Source organism: Tenacibaculum sp. SSH1-16, from assembly GCF_040104435.1.
GTDB classification, from domain to species: domain Bacteria; phylum Bacteroidota; class Bacteroidia; order Flavobacteriales; family Flavobacteriaceae; genus Polaribacter; species Polaribacter mesophilus.
Window position 1 is genome coordinate 320,889 of the sequence record NZ_JBECOV010000001.1, and the last position, 21,500, is coordinate 342,388.

Here is a 21,500-nt window from a genome sequence, read left to right on the forward strand (position 1 = left end):
TTATATCCATAGCCAAATCGCTATTTTTGTGCATCTTGTGCGGATTCCGCACTTATAAACATAATTAATTACAAAAAACATATATAAAATGAAAGTAACGGTTGTAGGAGCAGGTGCTGTAGGTGCAAGTTGTGCTGAGTACATTGCTATTAAAAATTTCGCTTCTGAAGTTGTTTTAGTTGATATTAAAGAAGGTTTTGCTGAAGGTAAAGCAATGGACTTAATGCAAACTGCTTCTTTAAATGGTTTTGACACAAAAATTACTGGAACAACAGGAGATTATAGCAAAACTGCAGGATCAGACATCTGTGTAATTACTTCAGGTATTGCTCGTAAACCAGGAATGTCTCGTGATGAGTTATTAGGAATCAATGCTGGTATTGTAAAATCTGTAGCTGCTAGCTTAGTTGAGCAATCTCCTAACACAATTATCATTGTAGTATCTAACCCAATGGATACTATGACATATTTAGTACACAAAGCGACTGGATTACCTAAAAATAGAATCATTGGTATGGGTGGTGCTTTAGATTCAGCTCGTTTCAAGTATCGTTTAGCTGAAGCTTTAGAAGCTCCTATTTCTGATGTTGACGGAATGGTTATTGGTGGACACTCTGACAAAGGAATGGTACCGTTAACTCGTTTAGCTACTCGTAACTCTGTTCCTGTATCTGAATTCTTATCAGAAGAAAGATTAGAGCAAGTAAAACAAGATACTAAAGTTGGTGGTGCTACCCTAACTGGTTTATTAGGTACTTCTGCTTGGTATGCTCCAGGTGCTGCTGTATCTGGTTTAGTACAAGCAATTGCTTGTGACCAAAAGAAAATATTCCCTTGTTCTGCTTTATTAGAGGGAGAATATGGTTTATCTGATTTATGTATTGGTGTACCAGTAGTATTAGGTAAAAACGGAATTGAAAAAATCGTTGAAATTAACTTAAGCGAGGAAGAAAAAGCTGCTTTAACTTCTTCTGCTGAAGCTGTTAAAAACAACAACACTACTTTAACTTTCTAGGAAGTTAAAAACGTAGAATCTAAAAGTCCTGAGTAATGAATTTACTCAGGACTTTTTTTATAATTTTTTGTTAAAATTCAAATAGTGGTGTAAGATTCTGCTAATCTGAACGTCTTTATTATGGAGAAGCATTAGTAGTGTTTCTTTTCATAGTTTTTCATAGCAATTTTCCCACTTCATTCTTGAAGTGGGTTTGTTTTTTTATAAAAAATTAAACTGCTTGCTGTACTACTTCAAACAATTCTCCACCTTCGCATTTAATTACTTTTTGTTTAAACTTTACAATCAATTGATAATCGTGCGTAGCCATAAGAATCGTTTTTCCACTTTGGTGAATTTCATTCAATAACTCCATCACCTCTAGTGAAGTTTTTGGATCTAAGTTCCCCGTAGGTTCGTCTGCTAAAATTAATTCAGGATTATTTAATAATGCTCTTGCAATTGCTACGCGTTGTTGCTCTCCTCCAGACAATTCAAAAGTTTTTTTATAGTACTTTTCCTTCATTCCTACCTTATCTAAAACTTCATGAATTTTATCTTTCATTTCAGTTTTATCTTTCCACCCAGTTGCCTTTAATACAAACTCTAAATTTTCAAATACGTTTCTATCGTTTAATAGTTTAAAATCCTGAAAAACGATACCTAATTTTCTTCTTAAAAAAGGAATATCTTTTTCTTTCATTTTCTTTAAATCAAAATCAACGATGCTTCCTAAACCACGTTGCAAACGTAAATCACCATACAAGGTTTTTAACAAGCTACTTTTCCCACTTCCAGTTTTACCAATTAAATAATAAAAATCACCTTTATTTAAGGTAAAGTTTACTTTTGATAACACTAAATTGTCTTGTTGATAAATATCTGCGTTTTCTAGGTGTAAAACAGGATTTTCCATGGAGTGTAGTTTTTTACAAATCTAAAATTTTATAACGTAATTCTCTAACATTTCTTACTTTTGATAAAAAGTCTCCCAACAAAAATAAAAAACTAACGTTATAGTTTCTAGATAACTAAAAAATATGAGATTTAACTGTTTCAAAAAAAGCTGCTACTTATTTCTTTTTTTAACCATTACAACAGCGGTAATAGCGCAAGAATCAGCTATAAATACTGATGTAAATGCCAATTTTCATAAAGCAATGCGCCTGTATAATAATAAAGCTTACGCTGCTTCTCAAGAAGTTTTTCGCGAAGTTTCTATAAACTCTGAAAAACATCATAACTTAAAAGCTGATGCTGACTATTATGATGCTATGTGTGCAATAAAATTACAACAAGATGATGCTGATTATAGAGTTAATCAGTTTGTTGAAAACTACCCTTACAACAATAAAAAAGAAAAAGCATTTTTAAATGTTGGTAATTATTATTTCGCCAACAGAAAAGCTGCTCACGCCCTAAAATGGTATCAAAAAGTAAATGAAAAACTATTGAGTCCAGAAGAAAAGAATGAACTCAATTATAAAATGGGCTATGCATTATTAGTTTCTAACTATTTAAAAGATGCTAAATCTCGTTTTCAAACTCTGTTAGGAAATCCTATTTATGGTAACGACGCTCGTTACTATTACGGATACATAGCCTATAAAGAAGAAAACTTTGGAGAAGCAGAAGACAATTTAAGTCAACTAGCTAATGATGCTACTTACCAAGCAAAAGCAAATTACTATATATTAGATATTAGTTTTAAAGCTGGAAGGTTCGATAAATCAATTCAAATTGGAGAACAATTACTAAAAACTACGAAAGATCAAAAAGAGATTTCTGAAATTTCTAAAATTGTTGGTGAAAGTTATTTTAACCTTAAAAAATACGAAAAAGCTATTCCGTTTTTAAAAGCCTACAAAGGAAAAAATGGTCGTTGGACAAATACCGATTACTATTATTTAGGCTATGCTTATTATCAACAAAAAGATTATGAAACTGCTGTTAGTAATTTTAATAAAATTATTGGTGGAAATAACAAAGTAGCGCAAAATGCTTACTATCATTTAGGAGAGTGTTATTTAGAATTAGATAAAAAAACGGAAGCTTTAAACGCATTTAAAAATGCAAGTGAAATGGATTTTGATGCTCAAATTACTCAAAGTTCTTCTTTAAATTATGCGAAGTTAAGTTACGAAGAAGGAAATCCGTATGAAAGTGTTCCTGATGTTTTAAAAGGCTTTTTAGCTAAATACCCAACATCTCCATACGCTGCTGAAATTAGCAATTTGTTAGTGACTTCATACTTGCATCAACAAGATTATCAAGGTGCTTTGGACTTTTTAAATACTTCAGAGACTCCAGAAAGTAAAAGTATTATTAATGAAGTTTCTTTATACAGGGGAATTCAATTATATAACGAAACTAAAATAACAGAAGCCAAACCATACTTTGTAAATGCAACTCAGTCAGAGAACGCTACTGTGAGTAACAAAGCAGCTTACTGGTTGGCTGAAACCGAATATTCTTTAGGAAATTATCAAAGTGCCCTTAAACACTTCTTATCAGTTACTGATAAGGATATTAACGAGGCTAAGATGCTTAATTACCAAATTGGGTACACAAACTTCAAATTAAAAAGTTATCCGAATGCTGCAAAATATTTTCAGCAATTTTTAGAACAAAATTTGGATGATAACGATTTAAATGATGATGCTTCCAATCGCTTAGGAGATTCTTTTTATGCTTCAAAAAGCTACACAAATGCTATTAAGGCATATAATAAGGTAATACAAGAAGGTGGTGTAGGATCAGATTATGCACAATATCAAACAGCTATGAGTAATGGTTTCTTAGGTAAAAACGATGTAAAAGTTCAAAACCTTGAAACTTTAATTAGTGACTATGATGGTTCTCAATTAAAAGACGATGCTTTATTTCAGTTAGCAACAACCTATACAACCATGAATAATGCCTCAAAAGCACAAAAAACTTACGAACGTTTATTAAAGAATCATCCAAAAAGCAACTACGTTCCAAATGTATTATTACGCCAAGGATTATTATATTATAGCAACAACAATAATAGAAAAGCTATCGAAAAATATAAAGAAGTTGTTGCGAAGCATCCTAATTCAAACGAAGCAAAACAAGCAGTAACCAACGTTAAAAATGTATATATCGATATAGGTAAAGTAGATGAATATGCTGCTTGGGTTAAAAACATACCTTTTGCTAATGTTAGCAATGCAGAATTAGATAACGCAACCTATCAATCTGCTGAAAATAAATTCCTAGAGAACGATAACACTAAGGCTATTGAAGGATTCAATAAATACTTACAACAATTTCCTAACGGGATTAATGTCTTAAAAGCACATTTTTACTTAGCTCAAGCGTATAACAATACAAAGTTATTTGATAAAGCTATCCCTCACTACACCTATGTAAACAAACAAACAAAAAGCGAGTTTACAGAAGAATCTTTAACGAAGTTAGCTAATATTTATTTACAAAAAGAAGATTGGAGCAACGGTATTGTAGTACTCCAACAACTAGAAAAGGAAGCTAACTACCCACAAAACATCATTTTTGCTCAAAGTAATTTAATGAAAGGGTACTATAAAAAAGATGATTACACCAATGCTATTACTTATGCTGAAAAAGTGTTACTCAAAGGAAAGGTAGATACTAATATTGCTGAGGATGCTAAAATAATTTTAGCACGCTCTTCTTTCAAAAACAATGACTTTTTAACTGCTGAAGAATATTTTAACGAAGCTAGTAAAAAAGCTACTGGTGAACTGAAAGCCGAATGTTTATACTACAATGCTTTCTTTTTGCATGAGAATAAAGAATATGAAGCATCTACCAAAGCTGTACAAGATTTAATTGCCAACTACTCATCATATAAGTACTGGGGAGTTAAAAGTTATATAATAATGGCTAAAAACTATTATGCTTTGAAAGATGCATATCAAGCAACATACATCCTGGAGAACATTATAAAAAACTTTACACAGTATAAAGATGTAATTGAAGAAGCAAAAAACGAGCTTCGTACCATTAAAAATAAAGAAGCAAAAACAAACGAATCAGTAACTACCCAAAACTAAAATTTGTTAATAACAAACGAAAGTTAAATGACTAGATTGATGAAAAAGCACTTAAGTTTACTTGTTTTATTTGTAGTAGCATACACAAATGCACAAGAAAAAAATACCACTAATAAAGCTAAAGACACTATTATAAAAACCGAAGTTGTAAATGTTGTAACTTCATATGTTCCTAAAATTACTGATGCTTTTAAAATAAAGCAAAAACCTGTGATTGAACACACAAAAGAAACTCAGAAAAAAGCTTTAGAATATCAAATATATTCGGTTCCTGTTGCCTCTACTTTTATCCCCAAAAGTGGAACAATGAAAAAAGTTGACTTGGGTAAAAGAGAAAAGTTATATCCTAACTATGTATCGGTTGGATTTGGAAACGTCCTTTCACCTTTTTTAGAAGCATATGTAAGACGAAATGAAAGTTATAATAGTGAATTAACAGCACATCTAAAGTTCCTATTATCATCTGACCCTGTAGCTAACACAGAATTAAGCAGTACTTTTTATAATATTGACCTAAACATAAACTACACCCAACAAGAACGTTATTTTCAATGGTCAGCAGGTATCAGTGCTGAAAAAGACAAATACAACTGGTACGGTTTACCTACAAATATTACGTTTACAGAAACTACTTTAAGTGCTATTGAAGAAGCACAAAGTTACAATCACATAAAAATATTTGGTCAAATAAAACCAGATGACTCTTTTTTAGATGAAGCTAATGGGTCAATCGCTTTTTTCTCTGACTCGTTTGAAAGTGCTGAATTTTTAGTTGATGGTAATGCACAATTTCGTTTTCCTTTAGATAATTTTCATCGCCAATTAAACGATTTGTATATAAATACCACTATTAATTACTTAGGAGGTTCTTATGCTTACGCATACGATGCAATTACTCCGATAGATTATAACTTCATTACACTTGGAGTACATCCTACTTACAAATTCAATGTACAAGATTTAGCAATTCAATTAGGAGCAAAAAGTTACTTTTCAATGGATACAGAGAATAGCGAAAATAACTTTTTTATCTACCCTGATGTGGAGATTTCTTATCCTATAGTTAAAGAACTAGCAAATGTATTTCTTGGTGCTTCCGGTGATTTAACCACAAATATGTATCAATCTTTTACAGATGATAACCCATATTTGTCTCCTACTCTTGACATGAGACAAACTAATAAAAAGTTTGATGCTTTCGGAGGAATTAGAGGTAAACTAAATCATCAATTCAGTTATAATGCAAAAGTAAGTTATGCTGACATAGAAAATAATCCATTTTTTGTACTGAATCAATCAAAATCGGAGGGTGATAACATTGCTGGAACTAATGGATTTACATTCTATGGATATGAATATGGGAACTCTTTTAAAGTAATTTATGATGATATTAAGTTAATGACCTTCTTTGGTGAAGTTGCCTTTGATGGCATTAAAAATCTTACTATTGGAGCGAATGCTCAGTTTAATAAATTTACCTTAACCAATGAAGAAGAAGCTTGGAACACGCCTAAAATAAAAGGAGAAGTTTTTGGAACCTACAAAACCAATAAATGGTTTGCTGGTGCTAACTTATACTTCGTAGGAAATCGTAAAGGAAGAATTTATGATACTTTACCTGCTGAGACCTATACTCCAATAGACTTAAAAAGTTATTTTGATGTAAACTTTAATGGGGGGTATCATTTTGATGATTCGTTCTCTGTTTTCTTAAACTTAAACAATGTTTTAAATAACAGCTATCAGCGATTCAACAACTTTAATGTACAAGGATTTCAAGCAATGGGCGGCTTAACCTGGAAGTTTGATACACTGTTCTAGCATTTAAAATATAAAACTTACATTTAGGGTGTTAAAACTAATACCCTAAATGAAAAAACTAACCTTTTTACTTCTTACAAACATGGTTTTCTTTGCTTGTAAAACAGAGCAAAAACAACCTACTACTGCTTCAAACACTTATACTGAAGCAAACTACAAACAAGACTCAACACAAATAAAAAAACTGTTCAGCACCGCGCTTACCCAAGGTAAATCATATGAATGGCTACGTGATTTAACACAAAATATTGGAAACCGTTTATCTGGTTCAGAAGGGGCAGCTAAATCAGTTATTTGGGGAGAAAAACTCATGAAAGGAGTTGGTTTAGATTCTGTTTGGCTACAACCCATTATGGTGCCTCATTGGGTTCGTGGAGAAAAAGAAGTTGCTAATTATGAATTTAACGGAGAAAAAATAAATGTCCCTATTTGTGCTTTAGGAGGCTCAATTGCAACACCTTCTAACGGAATTACAGCAGAAGTTATCGAAGTAAAAAATATTGAAGAAGCTAAAAACTTAGGTGATAAAGCCAATGGTAAAATTGTATTTTTCAATGGTGCTTTTGACAACACTCTTATTAATACCTTTCAAGCTTATGGAGGTTGTGTAGGACAACGCTATGGAGGAGCTGCCATAGTTGGAAAATTTGGAGCAAAAGCAGTCATTGTTCGTTCTATGACTAATGGAATTGATGATTATCCACACACAGGTTCTATGGGGTACGGTGATATTCCAAAAGAAGAATACATTCCTGCAGCTGCTATTAGTTCTCGTGCTGCTGAAAACTTAAGCAAGCATTTAAAAGAAAACCCTAGCTTACAGTTTTATTTTAAACAAAGTTGCGAGAACTTACCTGATGCCCCTTCACACAATGTCGTAGGAGAAATTAAAGGAAGTGAATACCCTAATAAAATTATGGTTGTTGGAGGACATTTAGATTCTTGGGATTTAGGGGAAGGCGCGCACGATGACGGAACCGGAATTGTACAATCGTTAGAAGTTGCTTATTTGTTTAAAAAGAACAATATTAAACCTAAAAACACAATCCGTATTGTATTTTTTATGAATGAGGAAAATGGCTTACGTGGTGCAACGGAATATGCTCGTTTAGCTAAGGAAAATAATGAACTACATATTGGAGCTTTAGAATCTGATGCCGGTGGGCATACTCCAAGAGGTTTCTCTATCGATGCTAATGAAAGAAACTTGCAACTAGTTCAAAGCTGGAAAAAGCTTTTAGCACCTTACGGATTACATGATATTACTGCTGGAGGTGGCGGTGCTGACATCGGACCTTTAAAAGACGACCATGTTACCTTAGTAGGCTACCGACCAGATTCACAACGCTATTTTGATTATCATCATGCAGCTACTGATACATTTGATAAAGTAAATAAACGTGAACTTGAGTTAGGAAGTGCTTCTATGGCTAGTATTGTATATTTAATGGATAAATATTTATATAACGAAGAAGCTTTAAAACCTTAAAAAGTATAAGATGAGCACTAGATTAAATAAAGAATACTTTGAAACTAAAAGAAAACACAAAGAAGGTTATGGAAAAAAGAAATTTACTTTAAAAAAAGTCATTTTTAATTTAATTATCACCTTTATTATAATTACCTTATATAATATTTTTAACAACTATTTATCTAAGAAGGCTGAACAGAATAAAAAAGAAAACTCTTCATCTTATATATTAATCCAGTAATAAACTCAGTTAATGAATATATTAATATTAGCATTAAGAATTATTTTCGGAATATTTTTCGCCTTTGCAGGTATTATGCACATTGTGAAACCTAAGATTTTCAATCGCTTTATTCCTAATTTCCTTCCCAAATTAGTTGTAAACTACATAGCTGGTTTATTAGAACTGCTTATTGGTATTGGATTACTAATTAATCAAACTACCAAACAAGCAGCCTTAGCAATGTTTTTATTAATGTTAATTTTCTTACCTATTCACATTTGGGATGTTTTTAGAGAAAAACCTGCAATTGGATCTAGGAAAATAGCCATTATAAGAGTGCCTCTTCAGTTTTTGTTATTATATATTGCCTATTTAATTTACACACACTAATGAAAAAAACACTACTCCCTCTGCTCTTTTTTAGTTTCCTACTTTCTTGCAAACAAAAAGAAAAAGTAGATACTATTGTTATTAATTCCTATACATACACGGTAAACTCTAATTTTGACACCGCTGAAAGTTTTGCTATTAAAGATGGAAAATTTATAGCCATAGGAAACAATAAAGAAATACAAAAAAAATACACAGCAACTAATCTTATCGATGCTAAAAACAAACCTGTTTACCCCGGGTTTATCGATGCACATTGTCATTTTTACGGATTAGGTTTACAACAACAGAAAGTAGACTTAGTTGGAACTGAGAGTTATGATGAAGTACTACAAAGATTAATTGATTTCCAAAAAGAAAAGAATACAACCTACATCACAGGTCGTGGTTGGGATCAAAATGATTGGGAAGTAAAAGAGTTTCCCACCAAAGAAAAATTGGATAGTATATTTCCAAACACACCTGTTACTATTCGTAGAATTGATGGTCATGCAATGTTAGTCAATCAAGCTGCTATTGATTTAGCTGGAATAACTCTTGACTCAAAAATTGACGGAGGAGAATTTATAAAAAAAGACGGTAAGCTAACAGGGGTGCTTATTGACAATGCAATGAACTTTATTAACAATCCAAAACCGTCTAAAAAAGAACAGATTCAAGCTTTAAAAGATGCTGAAAAAATCTGTTTTGATTTAGGATTAACTACCGTTGACGATGCTGGTTTAGATAAAGAAGTTATTGAGTTAATTGATAGTTTACAAAAATCGGGGGATTTAAAAATGCGTATATACGCTATGATTTCTAACAATCAAAAAAACCTTGATTACTACCTCAACAATGGCATCATTAAAACGGATAGATTAAACGTTCGTTCAGTAAAAGTTTATTCTGACGGAGCTCTAGGTTCTCGAGGAGCTGCTCTTAAAGACGAGTATTCTGATAAAAAAGGACATTATGGTGCTTTGGTAAACTCTTATGAGAACTTACAAAAATTAGCTAAGAGAATTGCTGCCTCCAACTATCAAATGAATACCCATGCAATTGGTGACTCTGCCAATTATGTGATGTTAAAAACCTATAACGAAGTATTAAAAAACAAAACTGACAGACGTTGGCGTATTGAGCACGCTCAAATAGTAGATGTAAAGGATTTTAATCTATTCAAAAATGTACTTCCATCTATACAACCAACACATGCCACTTCTGATATGTATTGGGCTGAAAATCGTGTAGGTGCTGAAAGAATTAAAGGCGCTTATGCTTATAATGATTTATTAAAAGAATATGGAAAAGTTGCCTTAGGAACGGACTTTCCTATTGAACATGTTAGTCCATTATATACATTTTACGCAGCAACCATCAGAAAAGATTTAAAAGGATATCCCGAAAAAGGTTATCAAATGGAAAACTCTTTATCTAGAGAAAATGCTTTAAAAGGAATGACCATTTGGAATGCTTATGCAAACTTTGAAGAAAAAGAAAAAGGAAGCATAGAAGTTGGTAAAGTAGCTGATTTTATCATTTTAGACAAAGACATCGTGAAAATCGACGGAAAAGAAATTCCGAATACAAAAGTTTTAGCAACCTATATTAATGGTGAAAAAGTAAATTAAAAATGCATCTTTTTCTATTCGTTGTAGTCTGATTTACAAAATCAATAAATCATGACACAACTACAACGAAAACAGGAGTTTTACAAGCAGTTAACTTTAGCTAAAAAGGCACTTAAAAGCAAAAGCTTTCAGGTGTCTTTTTATCATTTAGAAAACGCTCATGTATTAGGACAAAAACATGTTTATAGACACACTCTATCTCATTATTGGATGCTAGTTTACGGAATAAAAACAAACAGTAGTAAAGAAATTATTGGGCAACTTTTTAGAATTATAGCTTCAATTTTATTCACTTTAATTTGGGTACCTACAGGGAATACAGGAGGTACAAACATTTCAGCAGTGAAGCCTATTCCTATTAGAAAAGAACTTCAAAAATATTTTTAAAAATAAACGCATCTTTTTATTCTTTTCCTAGTCTATTATACGAACACACAAAACATATAATATCATGAAAAATAATAATCAATGTACCTGCACTTGCGAAGGATGTAAAACAAATGACTGCTCAAATTGTACATGTGAAAACTGCACATGCAACAACTGTAACTGTTAATTAAATCAATTTTTAAATGTTTTGTCACGCTGAATAAAATGAAAAACAAATGTTTATTTATTCAACGTGGCATTTTTCGTAAATTTATAGAATGACAACGCAACAAGTTTGGAAAAAATACGCAGATGATATAAAACACTTTATTTTAAGTAAGGTGAAAGACACTACTGTGACTGATGACCTCTTACAAGAAACATTTATAAAAGTTCACACTAAACTTCATACATTAAACGATATCACCAAACTAAAACCTTGGATTTTTACGATTGCTCGGAATACGATGATGGATTACTTCAAGAATACTAATCAAACAATTGAATTTAAAAATTTTGAAGTTCAAACAGACATAAAAGAACAAGAGCATACCGAGAAAGATTGCTTACGTGGAATCTTACAAAGCTTACCAAAAAAATATAGAGAGCCGCTATTTTTATCAGATATAAAAGGCTTAAAACAGCAAGAAGTTGCTGACATTTTAAAACAAAATTTACCAACCACTAAATCTCAAATTCAACGTGCTCGTAAATTAATTGCTCAAGGTTTTATGGATTGCTGTGGATTTTCACTTAACGAAGAAGGAAAATTAGTAGGTGAAATTCAAGACAAAGAAGATTGTAAAGTTTGTAAGTAGGTTTTATTATTCAAATTGCACAAGCTACATTAAAAAAACAATTAAAAAGTACCTTGTTTAAAATATGAATCTATAATTTTTAAAACTTTCGTAACTTTGTGTAAATTCAACACTAAATGAAGATATCACAAAATATAAAAGTTGCTGTAGATGCTGTTGTTTTTGGCTACCAACAAAAAGAACTTTCTGTCTTATTAATAAAAAGAGGCATCGAACCTTTTAAAGGAGCTTGGGCATTGCCTGGTGGATTGGTTTTAGAAAACGAATCACTAGAACATGCAGTTGAAAGAGAATTATTAGAAGAAACAGGAGTTACTATCGATTATCTTGAACAACTATATACATTCGGAACTCCCAAAAGAGACCCAAGAAACAGAGTTATTTCTGTTACCTATTTTGGTTTGGTAAGTCCCAATCATTTTAAAATTAGTGCTGATACTGATGCCGCTGAAGTACAATGGTTTACTATTCATGAGCTCCCCAAACTAGCATTTGATCACAATCGTATTTTAACCACAGCTTTACAAAGACTTCAAAACAAAATAAACTACCAACCTATTGGTTTTGAATTACTAAAAAAAGAATTTCCTTTTTCTGATTTAGAAAATTTATATCAAACAATCCTTAATCAAAAAATTGATAGACGTAATTTCAGAAAAAAAATTATGAGCTTTGGAATACTTACCGAAACCGACAAAATACACCAGCCTTCTAGTGGTAGACCTGCAAAACTTTTTAAGTTTAATGCTAAGAAGTATAAAGAACTAGAAAAGAAAGGATTCCACTTCGAAATTAAGTTTGCGTAAAAAAAACACTAAAACATTTTTTATTTTAAAAAACCGCATTATATTTGTGTAAAAATTACGCAATATGATTTTAAACTTAGATAAAAGCTTTGCTCCTTACGGAACAGAAAACAATGTAGACTATAATTTCTTTACTTTTTCAGGAGGGGAACCACATATTAAAATCATTTCTGAACTTGAAAATGTGTCAGAAGTTACCATTACACATCGCATTCAGTCTTTTAATGATATCGGTACGCTTTTATTGGCTACTAATGCATTAAAAAACATGGGGATTACAAAGTTACACGTTGTCCTTCCCTATTTTCCAGCCGCTCGTCAAGACAGATTAATGGTATCAGGCGAACCATTATCGGTAAAAGTATATGCAGATATTATAAATGCGCAAAACTTTAAGTCAGTAACTGTTTTCGATCCACATTCTGAGGTAACTCCTGCCCTATTGAATAACTGTAAGGTTATCGATAATCACAAATTTATAGAGCTAGTTACACAACAGCTTTCAGAAGATTTGACATTAATCTCTCCTGATGGTGGTGCTTTAAAAAAGATATACAAAGTTGCTGCTTACCTTCAAAACTATGAAGTAGTTGAATGCTCAAAAAGCAGAAACGTAAAAACAGGTCAGTTGACAGGTTTTAAAGTATATACTGATGACTTACAAGGAAAAGATTGTTTGATAGTAGATGATATTTGTGATGGTGGAGGTACTTTTCTAGGGCTAGCTAAAGAACTAAAAGCTAAGAATGCAGGAAACTTATACTTAGCGATAAGTCACGGAATATTTAGTAAAGGTTTTGATGAACTTGAAAAACACTTCACCAAAATTTTTACAACAGATAGTTTTAAAACTATAGAAAACGATAATTGCATACAGATTGAATTGGGAAAATTGCTATAAAAATCATAAAAAACTACTATGAAAAATAACATTATAAAGTCAACATTTATTGGATTGGCTGTAGCTGATGCTCTAGGGGTACCTGTGGAGTTTAAAAACAGGCAAGAGTTAAAACAAAACCCTGTAATAAACATGAGAGAGTTTGGAACACATCATCAACCAAAAGGAACTTGGTCTGATGATAGTTCTCTTACATTTTGTTTAGCTGAAAGTTTATGTCAAGGGTACGATTTAGTGGATATTTCATATAAATTTATCCAATGGATGAATGCTGAGATATGGACTCCACACGGTAATGTTTTTGATATCGGAATCCAAACGCGAAAAGCGATTGAACAACTTTCAAAAATCATAAATAAAAAAGACTATAAAGAACTAGAAATTTTAAAATATTCTGATGATGAATATACAAATGGTAATGGTTCATTAATGAGAATTGTTCCTTTACTCTTTTACATAAAGGATAAAAAAATAAATGACCAGTTTAATATTATTTGGCATGTTTCATCACTAACACATCCCCACATAAGATCGGCAATTTCTTGTTTAATATATTTAAAATTAGCTGAACATATTTTAAATGGATTTTCAATTGTAGATTCATATAAAAAGATACAAAAGGAAATTACTGTCTATTTTTCAGAAAGAAGTATTTCTTCTTACGAGCAAAATCATTTCTCTAGAATTTTAAAGCAAGATATATCTAACTTAAAAGAAAAAGATATCAATTCCAGTGGCTATGTTATAGATACATTAGAAGCTTCACTTTGGTGTTTGCTCAACACTACTAATTATAGTGAGGCAGTTTTAAAAGCTGTAAATTTAGGGGATGATACTGATACCACAGCTACTGTAGTTGGAGCTATTGCTGGTATGTATTATGGAATTGATAATATACCTCAAAAATGGATAGATTCATTAGTAAAAAAAGATGATATTATTCTCTTAAGTCAACAATTCGCAAAAAAATATCGTTATGAAAATTAACCAATAAAAACGTAACAAACATTGCTTACGTTTTTGAATAAAATTGAAAAAAATGAATGAGAAGAACACAAAAAGAATAAGTAAGTTTTTAAGCCTGATATTAAGGCATCAGCCTGAAAAAATTGGGCTAAAATTAGACATCAACGGATGGGCTTCAGTAGAAGAACTTTTGAACAAATCAAGTAACAACGGAGTTACTTTTACAAAAGATGAATTGGAGTTTATTGTAAAAAACAACGATAAACAACGATTTTCATTAAATGAAAATCAAACAAAAATAAGAGCCAATCAAGGACACTCTTTAAAAAATGTAACCATAGTAACTGAAACAAAGACTCCTCCTCCCTTTTTATATCATGGAACAGTAGATAAATTTATTCCTTCCATAAAAGAAAACGGATTACAAAAAATGAGTAGGCAACATGTTCATTTGAGTTCCGATGTAGAAACTGCTAAAAAAGTAGGCAGTAGAAGAGGTAAACCTATAATTTTGACTGTTCAATCAGGTGTTATGCATAAAAAAAATTATGAGTTCTTTTTATCTGAAAATGGAGTTTGGCTAACTAATCTTGTTCCTACTGAGTTCATTAATTTTGAAGATTTATAATAGATATGGGAACATTAGTCATTGGTGATATTCATGGAGGCTTAAAAGCCTTACCCCAAGTTTTTAAAAAAGCCAAAATCACTATAGAAGATACCTTAATTTTTCTTGGTGATTATGTAGATGGTTGGAGTGAATCTGCACAAGTCATTGATTTTTTAATAGAGTTAAACAAAAAGCATGAATGTATTTTCATTAAAGGAAATCATGATTTGTGGTGTGAAGATTGGTTGAGAACTGGTGAAGGTGAAACCATTTGGTTAGCACATGGTGGAGAAGAAACCAAAAAGAGTTACGAATCTTATTCAGAAGAACAAAAAAATGAACATCTAGCATTTTTTCAACAAATGAAACCTTACCATATCGATAGTAAAAATCGTTTGTTTATTCATGCTGGATTTACCTCTATGCACGGAGTTGAAAAAGAGACATTTAAATTAAATTATCATTTTGATAGAACCTTATGGGAAACAGCGTTGGCTACTGATAAAAACTTATCTGAAAAATCTGAACTATATCCTGAAAGGTTTACACACTACTCAGAAATATACATTGGTCACACCCCAACTATACGCTATAGTTCATCAATACCTATAAACGCCTTAAACTTATGGAACATTGATACTGGAGCTGCATTTACAGGGTGTTTAACAATCATGGATATCGACAACAAAGAGTTTTGGCAAAGTGACCAAGTAAAAAATTTGTATCCAAATGAAAAAGGGAGAAATTAAAATTTTCTTATAAATTCATCTAAATAATAATACTATGAAATATAATAATGAAACAATAATAACACGTTACAACAACAATCAAAACTTAAAATTCTTGTTTTTTTGGGGGCATCAACCCAATAAAGATGGTAGCATAAGTAAAAGTTGTTTTAGTCAATGGTGGGAGTCACCTTTTGAAGTAGATGGAACTACCTACCCTACGGCCGAACATTATATGATGGATGCCAAAGCAAAAGTGTTTAATGATGAAGATATTTTACAAGAAATTCTTTCTGCTGGCACACCACACCAAGTAAAAAAATTAGGAAGAAAGGTTAAAAACTTTTCTCCAGAAGTATGGGATCAACATAAATTCGAAATCGTCGTAAAAGCCAATCATGCTAAATTTTCTCAAAATAAAGACTTAAAAGAATTTTTATTAAATACAAAAGATAGAATTATAGTAGAAGCAAGCCCTGTTGATTCTATATGGGGAATTGGAATGGCTGCTGATAACCCTAATGTTACTAATCCAGAGTTATGGAAAGGGCACAATTTATTAGGGTATGCCTTAATGGAAGTTAGAGATTTATTAAACAAAAATTCATAAGCATTTGATTACAAAATTTTGGATATAATTAAACATAAAATTGTGAATTTATACAATGTTTTACTGGGTATAGCTATAGGAGACGCTTTTGGTGCCGGTTTAGAATTTCAAGATAGAAATTGGATTCAAAAAAATGTAGACTTTACCAAGTTCATCAACGTACGCCACTTAATTAAGATCTCAACTGATAAGTTAAGTGCTTTTACAGAAAATTATTACGATTGGCAATACACAGATGATACAGAAATGACTATTGGACTTATAAAAGCTCTCTATTCAAAAGAAGAGTTTAATGAGAGTTTATTAGTAGAAAAATGGAAAGATGAATACAACAAAGGGAAACATGAAAAAGGCCACGGCAGAAATGGCCATGGGTCAATGAGATGGTTTTTCTCTGGAGAAATGACAATTGAAGAAATTAAAAACTTTCAAAGAAATAGGTCAACTCCAGGAAATGCTCCAGCCATGAGATCAGTCCCATTAGGTTTCATTCCTTCGAATCTCATTAATAAATATGCAAAGATTAATGCTAACGCAACACATCCTAATATAAATGCCATACTTAGTAGTCAATGCATTGCAAGAGCTACTGAGTACTTACTTGTAAAAAAAGGAAATAAAGAAAACCTCATAAAATACTGTATAGAAAAAGTAAATCTAAATGATGAATATAAAAATTACCTTACCTCCGTTAATAAGATAAAATCAAATGAGATATTAACTAAGGGTAATTACGAAACATTGTGCGGACATCAACCGATAAGAAAACCATATTTTTTAAATGGGATTAACGGTATGCCATCAGATTCAAAATATACCACAGGCAGTGTTCTATATATCTTAAAAAATAGTACAAGTGCTTTTGATGCTCTTAAGAAATCTATTTTTCTTGGAGGTGATGTTGACTCTGTAGCATCTATAACAACAGGAATTAACTCAGGATTGTATGGAATTGGAAGCCTTCCTGACTTTATGATTGAGAATGTTGAAGGGAAACAATATATAAAAGAAATATCTTCTCGTTTTAATCAATATTTAGAGGAAATAAACTAAAATTTCAAAAGATTTAATTGTCAGTTAATTTTAATTTGCGTAATTTTGACACAAATAAAATAACATACTATGAATCCATTATTATATACAGACGGTTACAAAGTAGACCACAGAAGACAATACCCTAACAATACTACCTTAGTATATTCAAACTGGACACCAAGAAAAAGTAGGATTCAAGGAGTTGAGAAGGTTGTTTTTTTTGGACTGCAATACTTCATCAAAAAATATATAATTGAAGATTTTCAAACCAACTTTTTTAACAAACCAAAAGAAGAAATTTGCAAACAATACAGTAGAAGAATTAATAACTATTTAGGTGAAAACTCAGTAGGTATTGAACATATTGCAGCATTACACGATTTAGGATACATTCCTATGACTTTTAAAGCATTACCTGAAGGTGTAGAAGTTCCTATCAGAGTACCTATGTTTACCATGTATAATACATTGCCAGAGTTCTTTTGGTTAACCAATTACTTTGAAACTTTATTATCTACCACTGTTTGGTTACCATGTAATTCTGCAACCATTGCAAAACAGTACAGAAAAATATTAGACAAATACGCACAAGAAACCTCATCTGTTCCTGAAATGGTAGATTGGCAAGGACACGACTTTTCTATGAGAGGAATGGCTGGTTTAGAAGCTGCTGAAATGAGTGCTGCTGGTCACTTATTAAGTTTTACTGGTACAGATACTATACCTGCTGTGGACTTTTTAGAAAAATATTACAATGCAGATTCTGATAATGAGTTGATTGGTGGTTCTGTTGCGGCAACTGAACACTCTGTAATGTGTATGGGAACTAACACTGGTGAAGAAGAAACTTTTAAACGATTAATTACTGAGGTATATCCAAACGGTATCGTTTCTATTGTTTCTGATACGTGGGATTTATGGAAAGTACTTACCGAATACTTACCTAATCTAAAAGAAGAAGTCTTAGCCAGAGATGGAAAAGTAGTCATAAGACCAGACAGTGGTGATCCTGTGGATATTATTTGCGGAAATCCAAATGGTAAAACAGTAGAAGAACAAAAAGGGGTTATACAGCTGCTTTGGGAAGTTTTTGGAGGAACAACCAATACAAAAGGATATAAAGAACTAGATAGTCATATTGGAACTATTTATGGCGATAGCATTACCCTTGAAAGAGCCACACAAATTTGTGAACGTTTAAAACAAAAAGGGTTTGCATCTACCAACGTAGTCTTAGGAATTGGTTCTTTTACCTATCAATACAACACCAGAGATACCTTTGGATTTGCCATGAAAGCCACTTACGGAGAAGTAGATGGAGAAGGAAGAGAAATCTTTAAAGATCCAATTACTGATGACGGAACTAAAAAATCTGCTAAAGGGCTATTAAAAATAACACTAGAAGATGGAGAATATACATTACACGATCAAGTAAGTTGGAAAGAAGAACAAGAAGGCGAGTTACGAGAAGTTTTTAAAGACGGAAAATTGTTGGTTGATGAAAAACTAAGTGAAATAAGACTCCGTACTAAAAACAACGTATTAGAATTTTCAGAATAACAAAAAAGCAGGAATTTTACTCCTGCTTTTTTGTTATTTAAAAACCTACTAAAAACACTAAATACCAACACCTTACAAACTACTTAATTTGCTTAACTCTTGATTTTTTCATATCTTAATTGCAACTAAAAAAGAAACTTATGACAGATCAAGAACAGAAAAGACTCGATACAATGAACTCTGTTTTAGTTAAAATGGAAGACATTAAAAACACGCAAAAAAGTTTAATTGAAAAAATTGGTGTGGTTGAAGTTCAACTATTCGATATCCAGTCAAAAGACTTAGACAAAGAACTCGAAAAAGTAATGGTAAGAGCTTCTGACACCTTAAATATTATAAAACAAGCTACCGAAGCTTTTGAAATGAAACGAAACCGTTTAGAAAACGAAGCATAAATAAAAAATCCGCCTAACAGCGGATTTTTATTTTTATCGTCTCTTCTTTTTAAAACCTTTATTCTTTCTTCTAGAAGGCTTTGATGGTTTATACGTTACAGTATCATCAAAGGTATTTTTAGCTTTTCCTGCTTTATTTTTTCGCCAAGAAGTGTCTTCTGGAAGTAACTTTTTCAATAAATCTGTACGTCCAACTTTGTTTAACGTATCTTTAATCCATTGCTTATTTTCCTTTTTATACCAAAAGAAAAACTTGTGCTGATCTTCCTTCTCCTTTTTAGTTTTCGGAGTTTTTACCTCTTTTAAAGTATACGGATGATATCCACTGTAATAAATTACCGTAGCCACAGTCATAGGTGTTGGCGTAAATCCTTGTACCTGTTCTAGCTGAAAGCCCATATCTTTAGTCTCCGCAGCTAAGTTTGCCATGTCTTCTGCCTCACAAGCTGGGTGACTCGAAATAAAATATGGTATTAATTGAAGTTTTAATTTCTTTTTAATATTAATACGATCAAACCTATCTTTAAATAAATGAAAATACTTAAACGACGGTTTACGCATTAACTTTAGTACAGGATCAGAAGTGTGTTCTGGTGCTACTTTTAATCGCCCAGAAACGTGTTTTGTCATCACTTCTTCTGTATATGCATCTAACTCTTTAGGATCTGCATTTTTATTGAACTCAGGCACTAACATATCGTGTCTAATACCACTTCCAATAAATGATTTTTTAACCTTCGGATGTGCATCAACAGCTTGGTACAATTTTGTTAACGGCTTATGCGAGGTATCTAAATTACTACAAATTACTGGCGAAATACACGACGGAGCAACACATTTGTCGCAAATCGATTGTACTTTACCTTTCATTTTATACATATTTGCCGACGGTCCTCCAATATCAGATAAGTACCCTTTAAAATCATCCATTTGAGCAACTTGATCTACTTCTTTTAAAACAGATTCCTGACTTCTACTCGCAATAAACTTTCCTTGGTGTGCTGAAATAGTACAAAAACTACACCCTCCAAAACATCCACGGTGAATATTTATGGAAAACTTAATCATTTCAAACGCAGGAATAGGTCCGCGTTTGTTATACTTTGGATGCGGTAATCGTGTAAAAGGCAAATCAAACGAAGCATCAATTTCTTCCTCTGTCATTGTTGGAAACGGCGGATTAATCATCAACTTTTTATTCCCAACCTTTTGAAAAATACGACGTGCATATAATTTGTTTGACTCCTGCTCTATCACTTTAAAGTTAGAAGCATAGGCTTTCTTATCCTTCAAACAAGTTTCATGCGAATTAATTTCTACATCGTCCCAGTTCTTATTTTTCGGAGTTTTCTCACCTTCTTCTAATAAAACTGCTGTCTGCTTAATCGTTTTTAAGCTCGAAAACGGCACACCCTTTTGCAACAACTCAACAATTTCTCTTAGTGGCTGCTCTCCCATTCCGTAGACCAACATATCGGCTTTAGAAGTTTCTAAAATCGTTGGTAATAATTTATCAGACCAATAATCGTAATGCGTAACACGACGTAACGAAGCCTCAATTCCTCCAATTAATACAGGAACATCTGGGAACTTTTCTTTTAAAATTTTAGAATATACTGAAGTCGCATAATCAGGTCTGAACCCTTTATCTCCATTAGGAGTGTAAGCATCTTTATCACGACGGCGCTTACTAGCCGTGTAATTACTAACCATGGGATCCATACAACCACCGGTAACTGCAAAAAATAATCTTGGAGTTCCTAGCTTTTCAAAATCTTGTAAATTATCGTGTACACTTGGTTGCGGAACAATTGCCACACGCAAACCGTAACTCTCTAAAATACGTCCAATTACTGCAGGACCAAATGATGGATGATCTACATATGCATCTCCACTGAATAGGATTACGTCTAATTCATCCCATCCTCTTAACTTCACCTCCTTTTTCGTAGTCGGTAACCAATCTGAAAGTCGTCTAATTCTCATGCCGCTGCAAAGGTACGGGGTTTTATTTACACTACAATACAGTAAAAAACTGAAAACTAGCTATAAATAAAGAAAAAACTATACATCAAAACATCTCTTTAACAATTAATTAAGATAATTCTGGTAGTAGTTTTGCTAAATTC

Annotated in this window: 20 protein-coding genes; 18 read left to right on the plus strand and 2 right to left on the minus strand. The window is 32.1% G+C overall.

The window, feature by feature from the left end; all coding sequences use genetic code 11:
• Window positions 1–88: 88 nt before the first annotated feature.
• Window positions 89–1,015, plus strand: coding sequence for a malate dehydrogenase (mdh, locus tag ABMY20_RS01570; protein WP_073181642.1), 927 nt, complete (start codon window positions 89–91; stop codon window positions 1,013–1,015).
• Between the two features lie 211 nt (window positions 1,016–1,226).
• Here mdh and ABMY20_RS01575 read toward each other — a convergent pair whose 3' ends face one another.
• The gene (locus tag ABMY20_RS01575; RefSeq protein WP_047788478.1) at window positions 1,227–1,910 is read right to left on the minus strand and encodes an ATP-binding cassette domain-containing protein; all 684 of its coding nucleotides are present in this window, start codon (window positions 1,908–1,910) and stop codon (window positions 1,227–1,229) included.
• Window positions 1,911–2,034: 124 nt separating this feature from the next.
• Between ABMY20_RS01575 and ABMY20_RS01580 the strand changes: the two genes are divergently transcribed.
• The 17 genes from ABMY20_RS01580 to ABMY20_RS01660 all read left to right on the plus strand — a co-directional run bounded on the left by ABMY20_RS01580 (window position 2,035) and on the right by ABMY20_RS01660 (window position 19,371).
• The gene (locus tag ABMY20_RS01580; protein WP_349264468.1) at window positions 2,035–5,055 is read left to right on the plus strand and encodes a tetratricopeptide repeat protein; all 3,021 of its coding nucleotides are present in this window, start codon (window positions 2,035–2,037) and stop codon (window positions 5,053–5,055) included.
• Between the two features lie 39 nt (window positions 5,056–5,094).
• Window positions 5,095–6,876 (plus strand): hypothetical protein, encoded by a 1,782-nt coding sequence (locus ABMY20_RS01585; protein WP_349264469.1) that lies wholly within the window; start codon window positions 5,095–5,097, stop codon window positions 6,874–6,876.
• A 49-nt stretch (window positions 6,877–6,925) separates the two neighbouring features.
• A complete protein-coding gene (locus ABMY20_RS01590) occupies window positions 6,926–8,365 on the plus strand; it encodes a M20/M25/M40 family metallo-hydrolase (RefSeq protein ID WP_349264470.1) in 1,440 nt (479 codons plus the stop codon).
• A 10-nt stretch (window positions 8,366–8,375) separates the two neighbouring features.
• Window positions 8,376–8,588 (plus strand): hypothetical protein, encoded by a 213-nt coding sequence (locus ABMY20_RS01595; RefSeq protein WP_047788481.1) that lies wholly within the window; start codon window positions 8,376–8,378, stop codon window positions 8,586–8,588.
• A 12-nt stretch (window positions 8,589–8,600) separates the two neighbouring features.
• Window positions 8,601–8,960 (plus strand): MauE/DoxX family redox-associated membrane protein, encoded by a 360-nt coding sequence (locus ABMY20_RS01600; RefSeq protein ID WP_047788482.1) that lies wholly within the window; start codon window positions 8,601–8,603, stop codon window positions 8,958–8,960.
• Window positions 8,960–10,573, plus strand: a complete 1,614-nt coding sequence (locus tag ABMY20_RS01605) for an amidohydrolase family protein (RefSeq protein ID WP_349264471.1) — start codon at window positions 8,960–8,962, stop codon at window positions 10,571–10,573. The genes ABMY20_RS01600 and ABMY20_RS01605 overlap by 1 nt, the downstream gene beginning before the upstream one ends.
• Before the next feature lie 51 nt (window positions 10,574–10,624).
• Window positions 10,625–10,960 (plus strand): DUF3703 domain-containing protein, encoded by a 336-nt coding sequence (locus ABMY20_RS01610; protein ID WP_349264472.1) that lies wholly within the window; start codon window positions 10,625–10,627, stop codon window positions 10,958–10,960.
• Between the two features lie 260 nt (window positions 10,961–11,220).
• Window positions 11,221–11,760, plus strand: a complete 540-nt coding sequence (locus ABMY20_RS01615) for a sigma-70 family RNA polymerase sigma factor (RefSeq protein ID WP_349264473.1) — start codon at window positions 11,221–11,223, stop codon at window positions 11,758–11,760.
• A gap of 116 nt (window positions 11,761–11,876) precedes the next feature.
• Window positions 11,877–12,566 carry an NUDIX domain-containing protein gene (locus ABMY20_RS01620; protein ID WP_349264474.1) on the plus strand — a complete coding sequence of 230 codons (690 nt, stop codon included), beginning with the start codon at window positions 11,877–11,879 and terminating at the stop codon, window positions 12,564–12,566.
• A 64-nt stretch (window positions 12,567–12,630) separates the two neighbouring features.
• Entirely contained in the window at window positions 12,631–13,467 is an 837-nt protein-coding gene (prs, locus tag ABMY20_RS01625; protein ID WP_349264475.1) for a ribose-phosphate diphosphokinase, read from the plus strand.
• A gap of 18 nt (window positions 13,468–13,485) precedes the next feature.
• Entirely contained in the window at window positions 13,486–14,454 is a 969-nt protein-coding gene (locus ABMY20_RS01630) for an ADP-ribosylglycohydrolase family protein (RefSeq protein ID WP_349264476.1), read from the plus strand.
• 52 nt (window positions 14,455–14,506) lie between these two features.
• Window positions 14,507–15,061 (plus strand): RNA 2'-phosphotransferase, encoded by a 555-nt coding sequence (locus ABMY20_RS01635; protein WP_349264477.1) that lies wholly within the window; start codon window positions 14,507–14,509, stop codon window positions 15,059–15,061.
• Window positions 15,062–15,066: 5 nt separating this feature from the next.
• On the plus strand, window positions 15,067–15,792 hold the full coding sequence (locus tag ABMY20_RS01640) for a metallophosphoesterase (RefSeq protein ID WP_349264478.1): 726 nt from the start codon (window positions 15,067–15,069) through the stop codon (window positions 15,790–15,792).
• 34 nt (window positions 15,793–15,826) lie between these two features.
• Window positions 15,827–16,381, plus strand: a complete 555-nt coding sequence (locus ABMY20_RS01645) for an NADAR family protein (RefSeq protein ID WP_349264479.1) — start codon at window positions 15,827–15,829, stop codon at window positions 16,379–16,381.
• Window positions 16,382–16,423: 42 nt separating this feature from the next.
• A complete protein-coding gene (locus ABMY20_RS01650; RefSeq protein WP_159613585.1) occupies window positions 16,424–17,434 on the plus strand; it encodes an ADP-ribosylglycohydrolase family protein in 1,011 nt (336 codons plus the stop codon).
• Between the two features lie 69 nt (window positions 17,435–17,503).
• Window positions 17,504–18,976, plus strand: coding sequence for a nicotinate phosphoribosyltransferase (locus tag ABMY20_RS01655; RefSeq protein ID WP_349264480.1), 1,473 nt, complete (start codon window positions 17,504–17,506; stop codon window positions 18,974–18,976).
• 140 nt (window positions 18,977–19,116) lie between these two features.
• Entirely contained in the window at window positions 19,117–19,371 is a 255-nt protein-coding gene (locus ABMY20_RS01660) for a hypothetical protein (protein ID WP_047788492.1), read from the plus strand.
• Window positions 19,372–19,404: 33 nt separating this feature from the next.
• Here the strand turns inward: ABMY20_RS01660 and ABMY20_RS01665 are convergent, their stop codons facing one another.
• On the minus strand, window positions 19,405–21,357 hold the full coding sequence (locus tag ABMY20_RS01665; RefSeq protein ID WP_159613506.1) for a YgiQ family radical SAM protein: 1,953 nt from the start codon (window positions 21,355–21,357) through the stop codon (window positions 19,405–19,407).
• Window positions 21,358–21,500: the final 143 nt, after the last annotated feature.

What these genes read in the sequence shown, in the direction of transcription:
- mdh (WP_073181642.1), top strand. Translation starts at nt 89, where the DNA reads ATGAAAGTAACGGTTGTAGGAGCAGGTGCTGTAGGTGCAAGTTGTGCT.
- ABMY20_RS01575 (WP_047788478.1), bottom strand. Translation starts at nt 1,910, where the DNA reads ATGGAAAATCCTGTTTTACACCTAGAAAACGCAGATATTTATCAACAA.
- ABMY20_RS01580 (WP_349264468.1), top strand. Translation starts at nt 2,035, where the DNA reads ATGAGATTTAACTGTTTCAAAAAAAGCTGCTACTTATTTCTTTTTTTA.
- ABMY20_RS01585 (WP_349264469.1), top strand. Translation starts at nt 5,095, where the DNA reads ATGAAAAAGCACTTAAGTTTACTTGTTTTATTTGTAGTAGCATACACA.
- ABMY20_RS01590 (WP_349264470.1), top strand. Translation starts at nt 6,926, where the DNA reads ATGAAAAAACTAACCTTTTTACTTCTTACAAACATGGTTTTCTTTGCT.
- ABMY20_RS01595 (WP_047788481.1), top strand. Translation starts at nt 8,376, where the DNA reads ATGAGCACTAGATTAAATAAAGAATACTTTGAAACTAAAAGAAAACAC.
- ABMY20_RS01600 (WP_047788482.1), top strand. Translation starts at nt 8,601, where the DNA reads ATGAATATATTAATATTAGCATTAAGAATTATTTTCGGAATATTTTTC.
- ABMY20_RS01605 (WP_349264471.1), top strand. Translation starts at nt 8,960, where the DNA reads ATGAAAAAAACACTACTCCCTCTGCTCTTTTTTAGTTTCCTACTTTCT.
- ABMY20_RS01610 (WP_349264472.1), top strand. Translation starts at nt 10,625, where the DNA reads ATGACACAACTACAACGAAAACAGGAGTTTTACAAGCAGTTAACTTTA.
- ABMY20_RS01615 (WP_349264473.1), top strand. Translation starts at nt 11,221, where the DNA reads ATGACAACGCAACAAGTTTGGAAAAAATACGCAGATGATATAAAACAC.
- ABMY20_RS01620 (WP_349264474.1), top strand. Translation starts at nt 11,877, where the DNA reads ATGAAGATATCACAAAATATAAAAGTTGCTGTAGATGCTGTTGTTTTT.
- prs (WP_349264475.1), top strand. Translation starts at nt 12,631, where the DNA reads ATGATTTTAAACTTAGATAAAAGCTTTGCTCCTTACGGAACAGAAAAC.
- ABMY20_RS01630 (WP_349264476.1), top strand. Translation starts at nt 13,486, where the DNA reads ATGAAAAATAACATTATAAAGTCAACATTTATTGGATTGGCTGTAGCT.
- ABMY20_RS01635 (WP_349264477.1), top strand. Translation starts at nt 14,507, where the DNA reads ATGAATGAGAAGAACACAAAAAGAATAAGTAAGTTTTTAAGCCTGATA.
- ABMY20_RS01640 (WP_349264478.1), top strand. Translation starts at nt 15,067, where the DNA reads ATGGGAACATTAGTCATTGGTGATATTCATGGAGGCTTAAAAGCCTTA.
- ABMY20_RS01645 (WP_349264479.1), top strand. Translation starts at nt 15,827, where the DNA reads ATGAAATATAATAATGAAACAATAATAACACGTTACAACAACAATCAA.
- ABMY20_RS01655 (WP_349264480.1), top strand. Translation starts at nt 17,504, where the DNA reads ATGAATCCATTATTATATACAGACGGTTACAAAGTAGACCACAGAAGA.
- ABMY20_RS01660 (WP_047788492.1), top strand. Translation starts at nt 19,117, where the DNA reads ATGACAGATCAAGAACAGAAAAGACTCGATACAATGAACTCTGTTTTA.
- ABMY20_RS01665 (WP_159613506.1), bottom strand. Translation starts at nt 21,357, where the DNA reads ATGAGAATTAGACGACTTTCAGATTGGTTACCGACTACGAAAAAGGAG.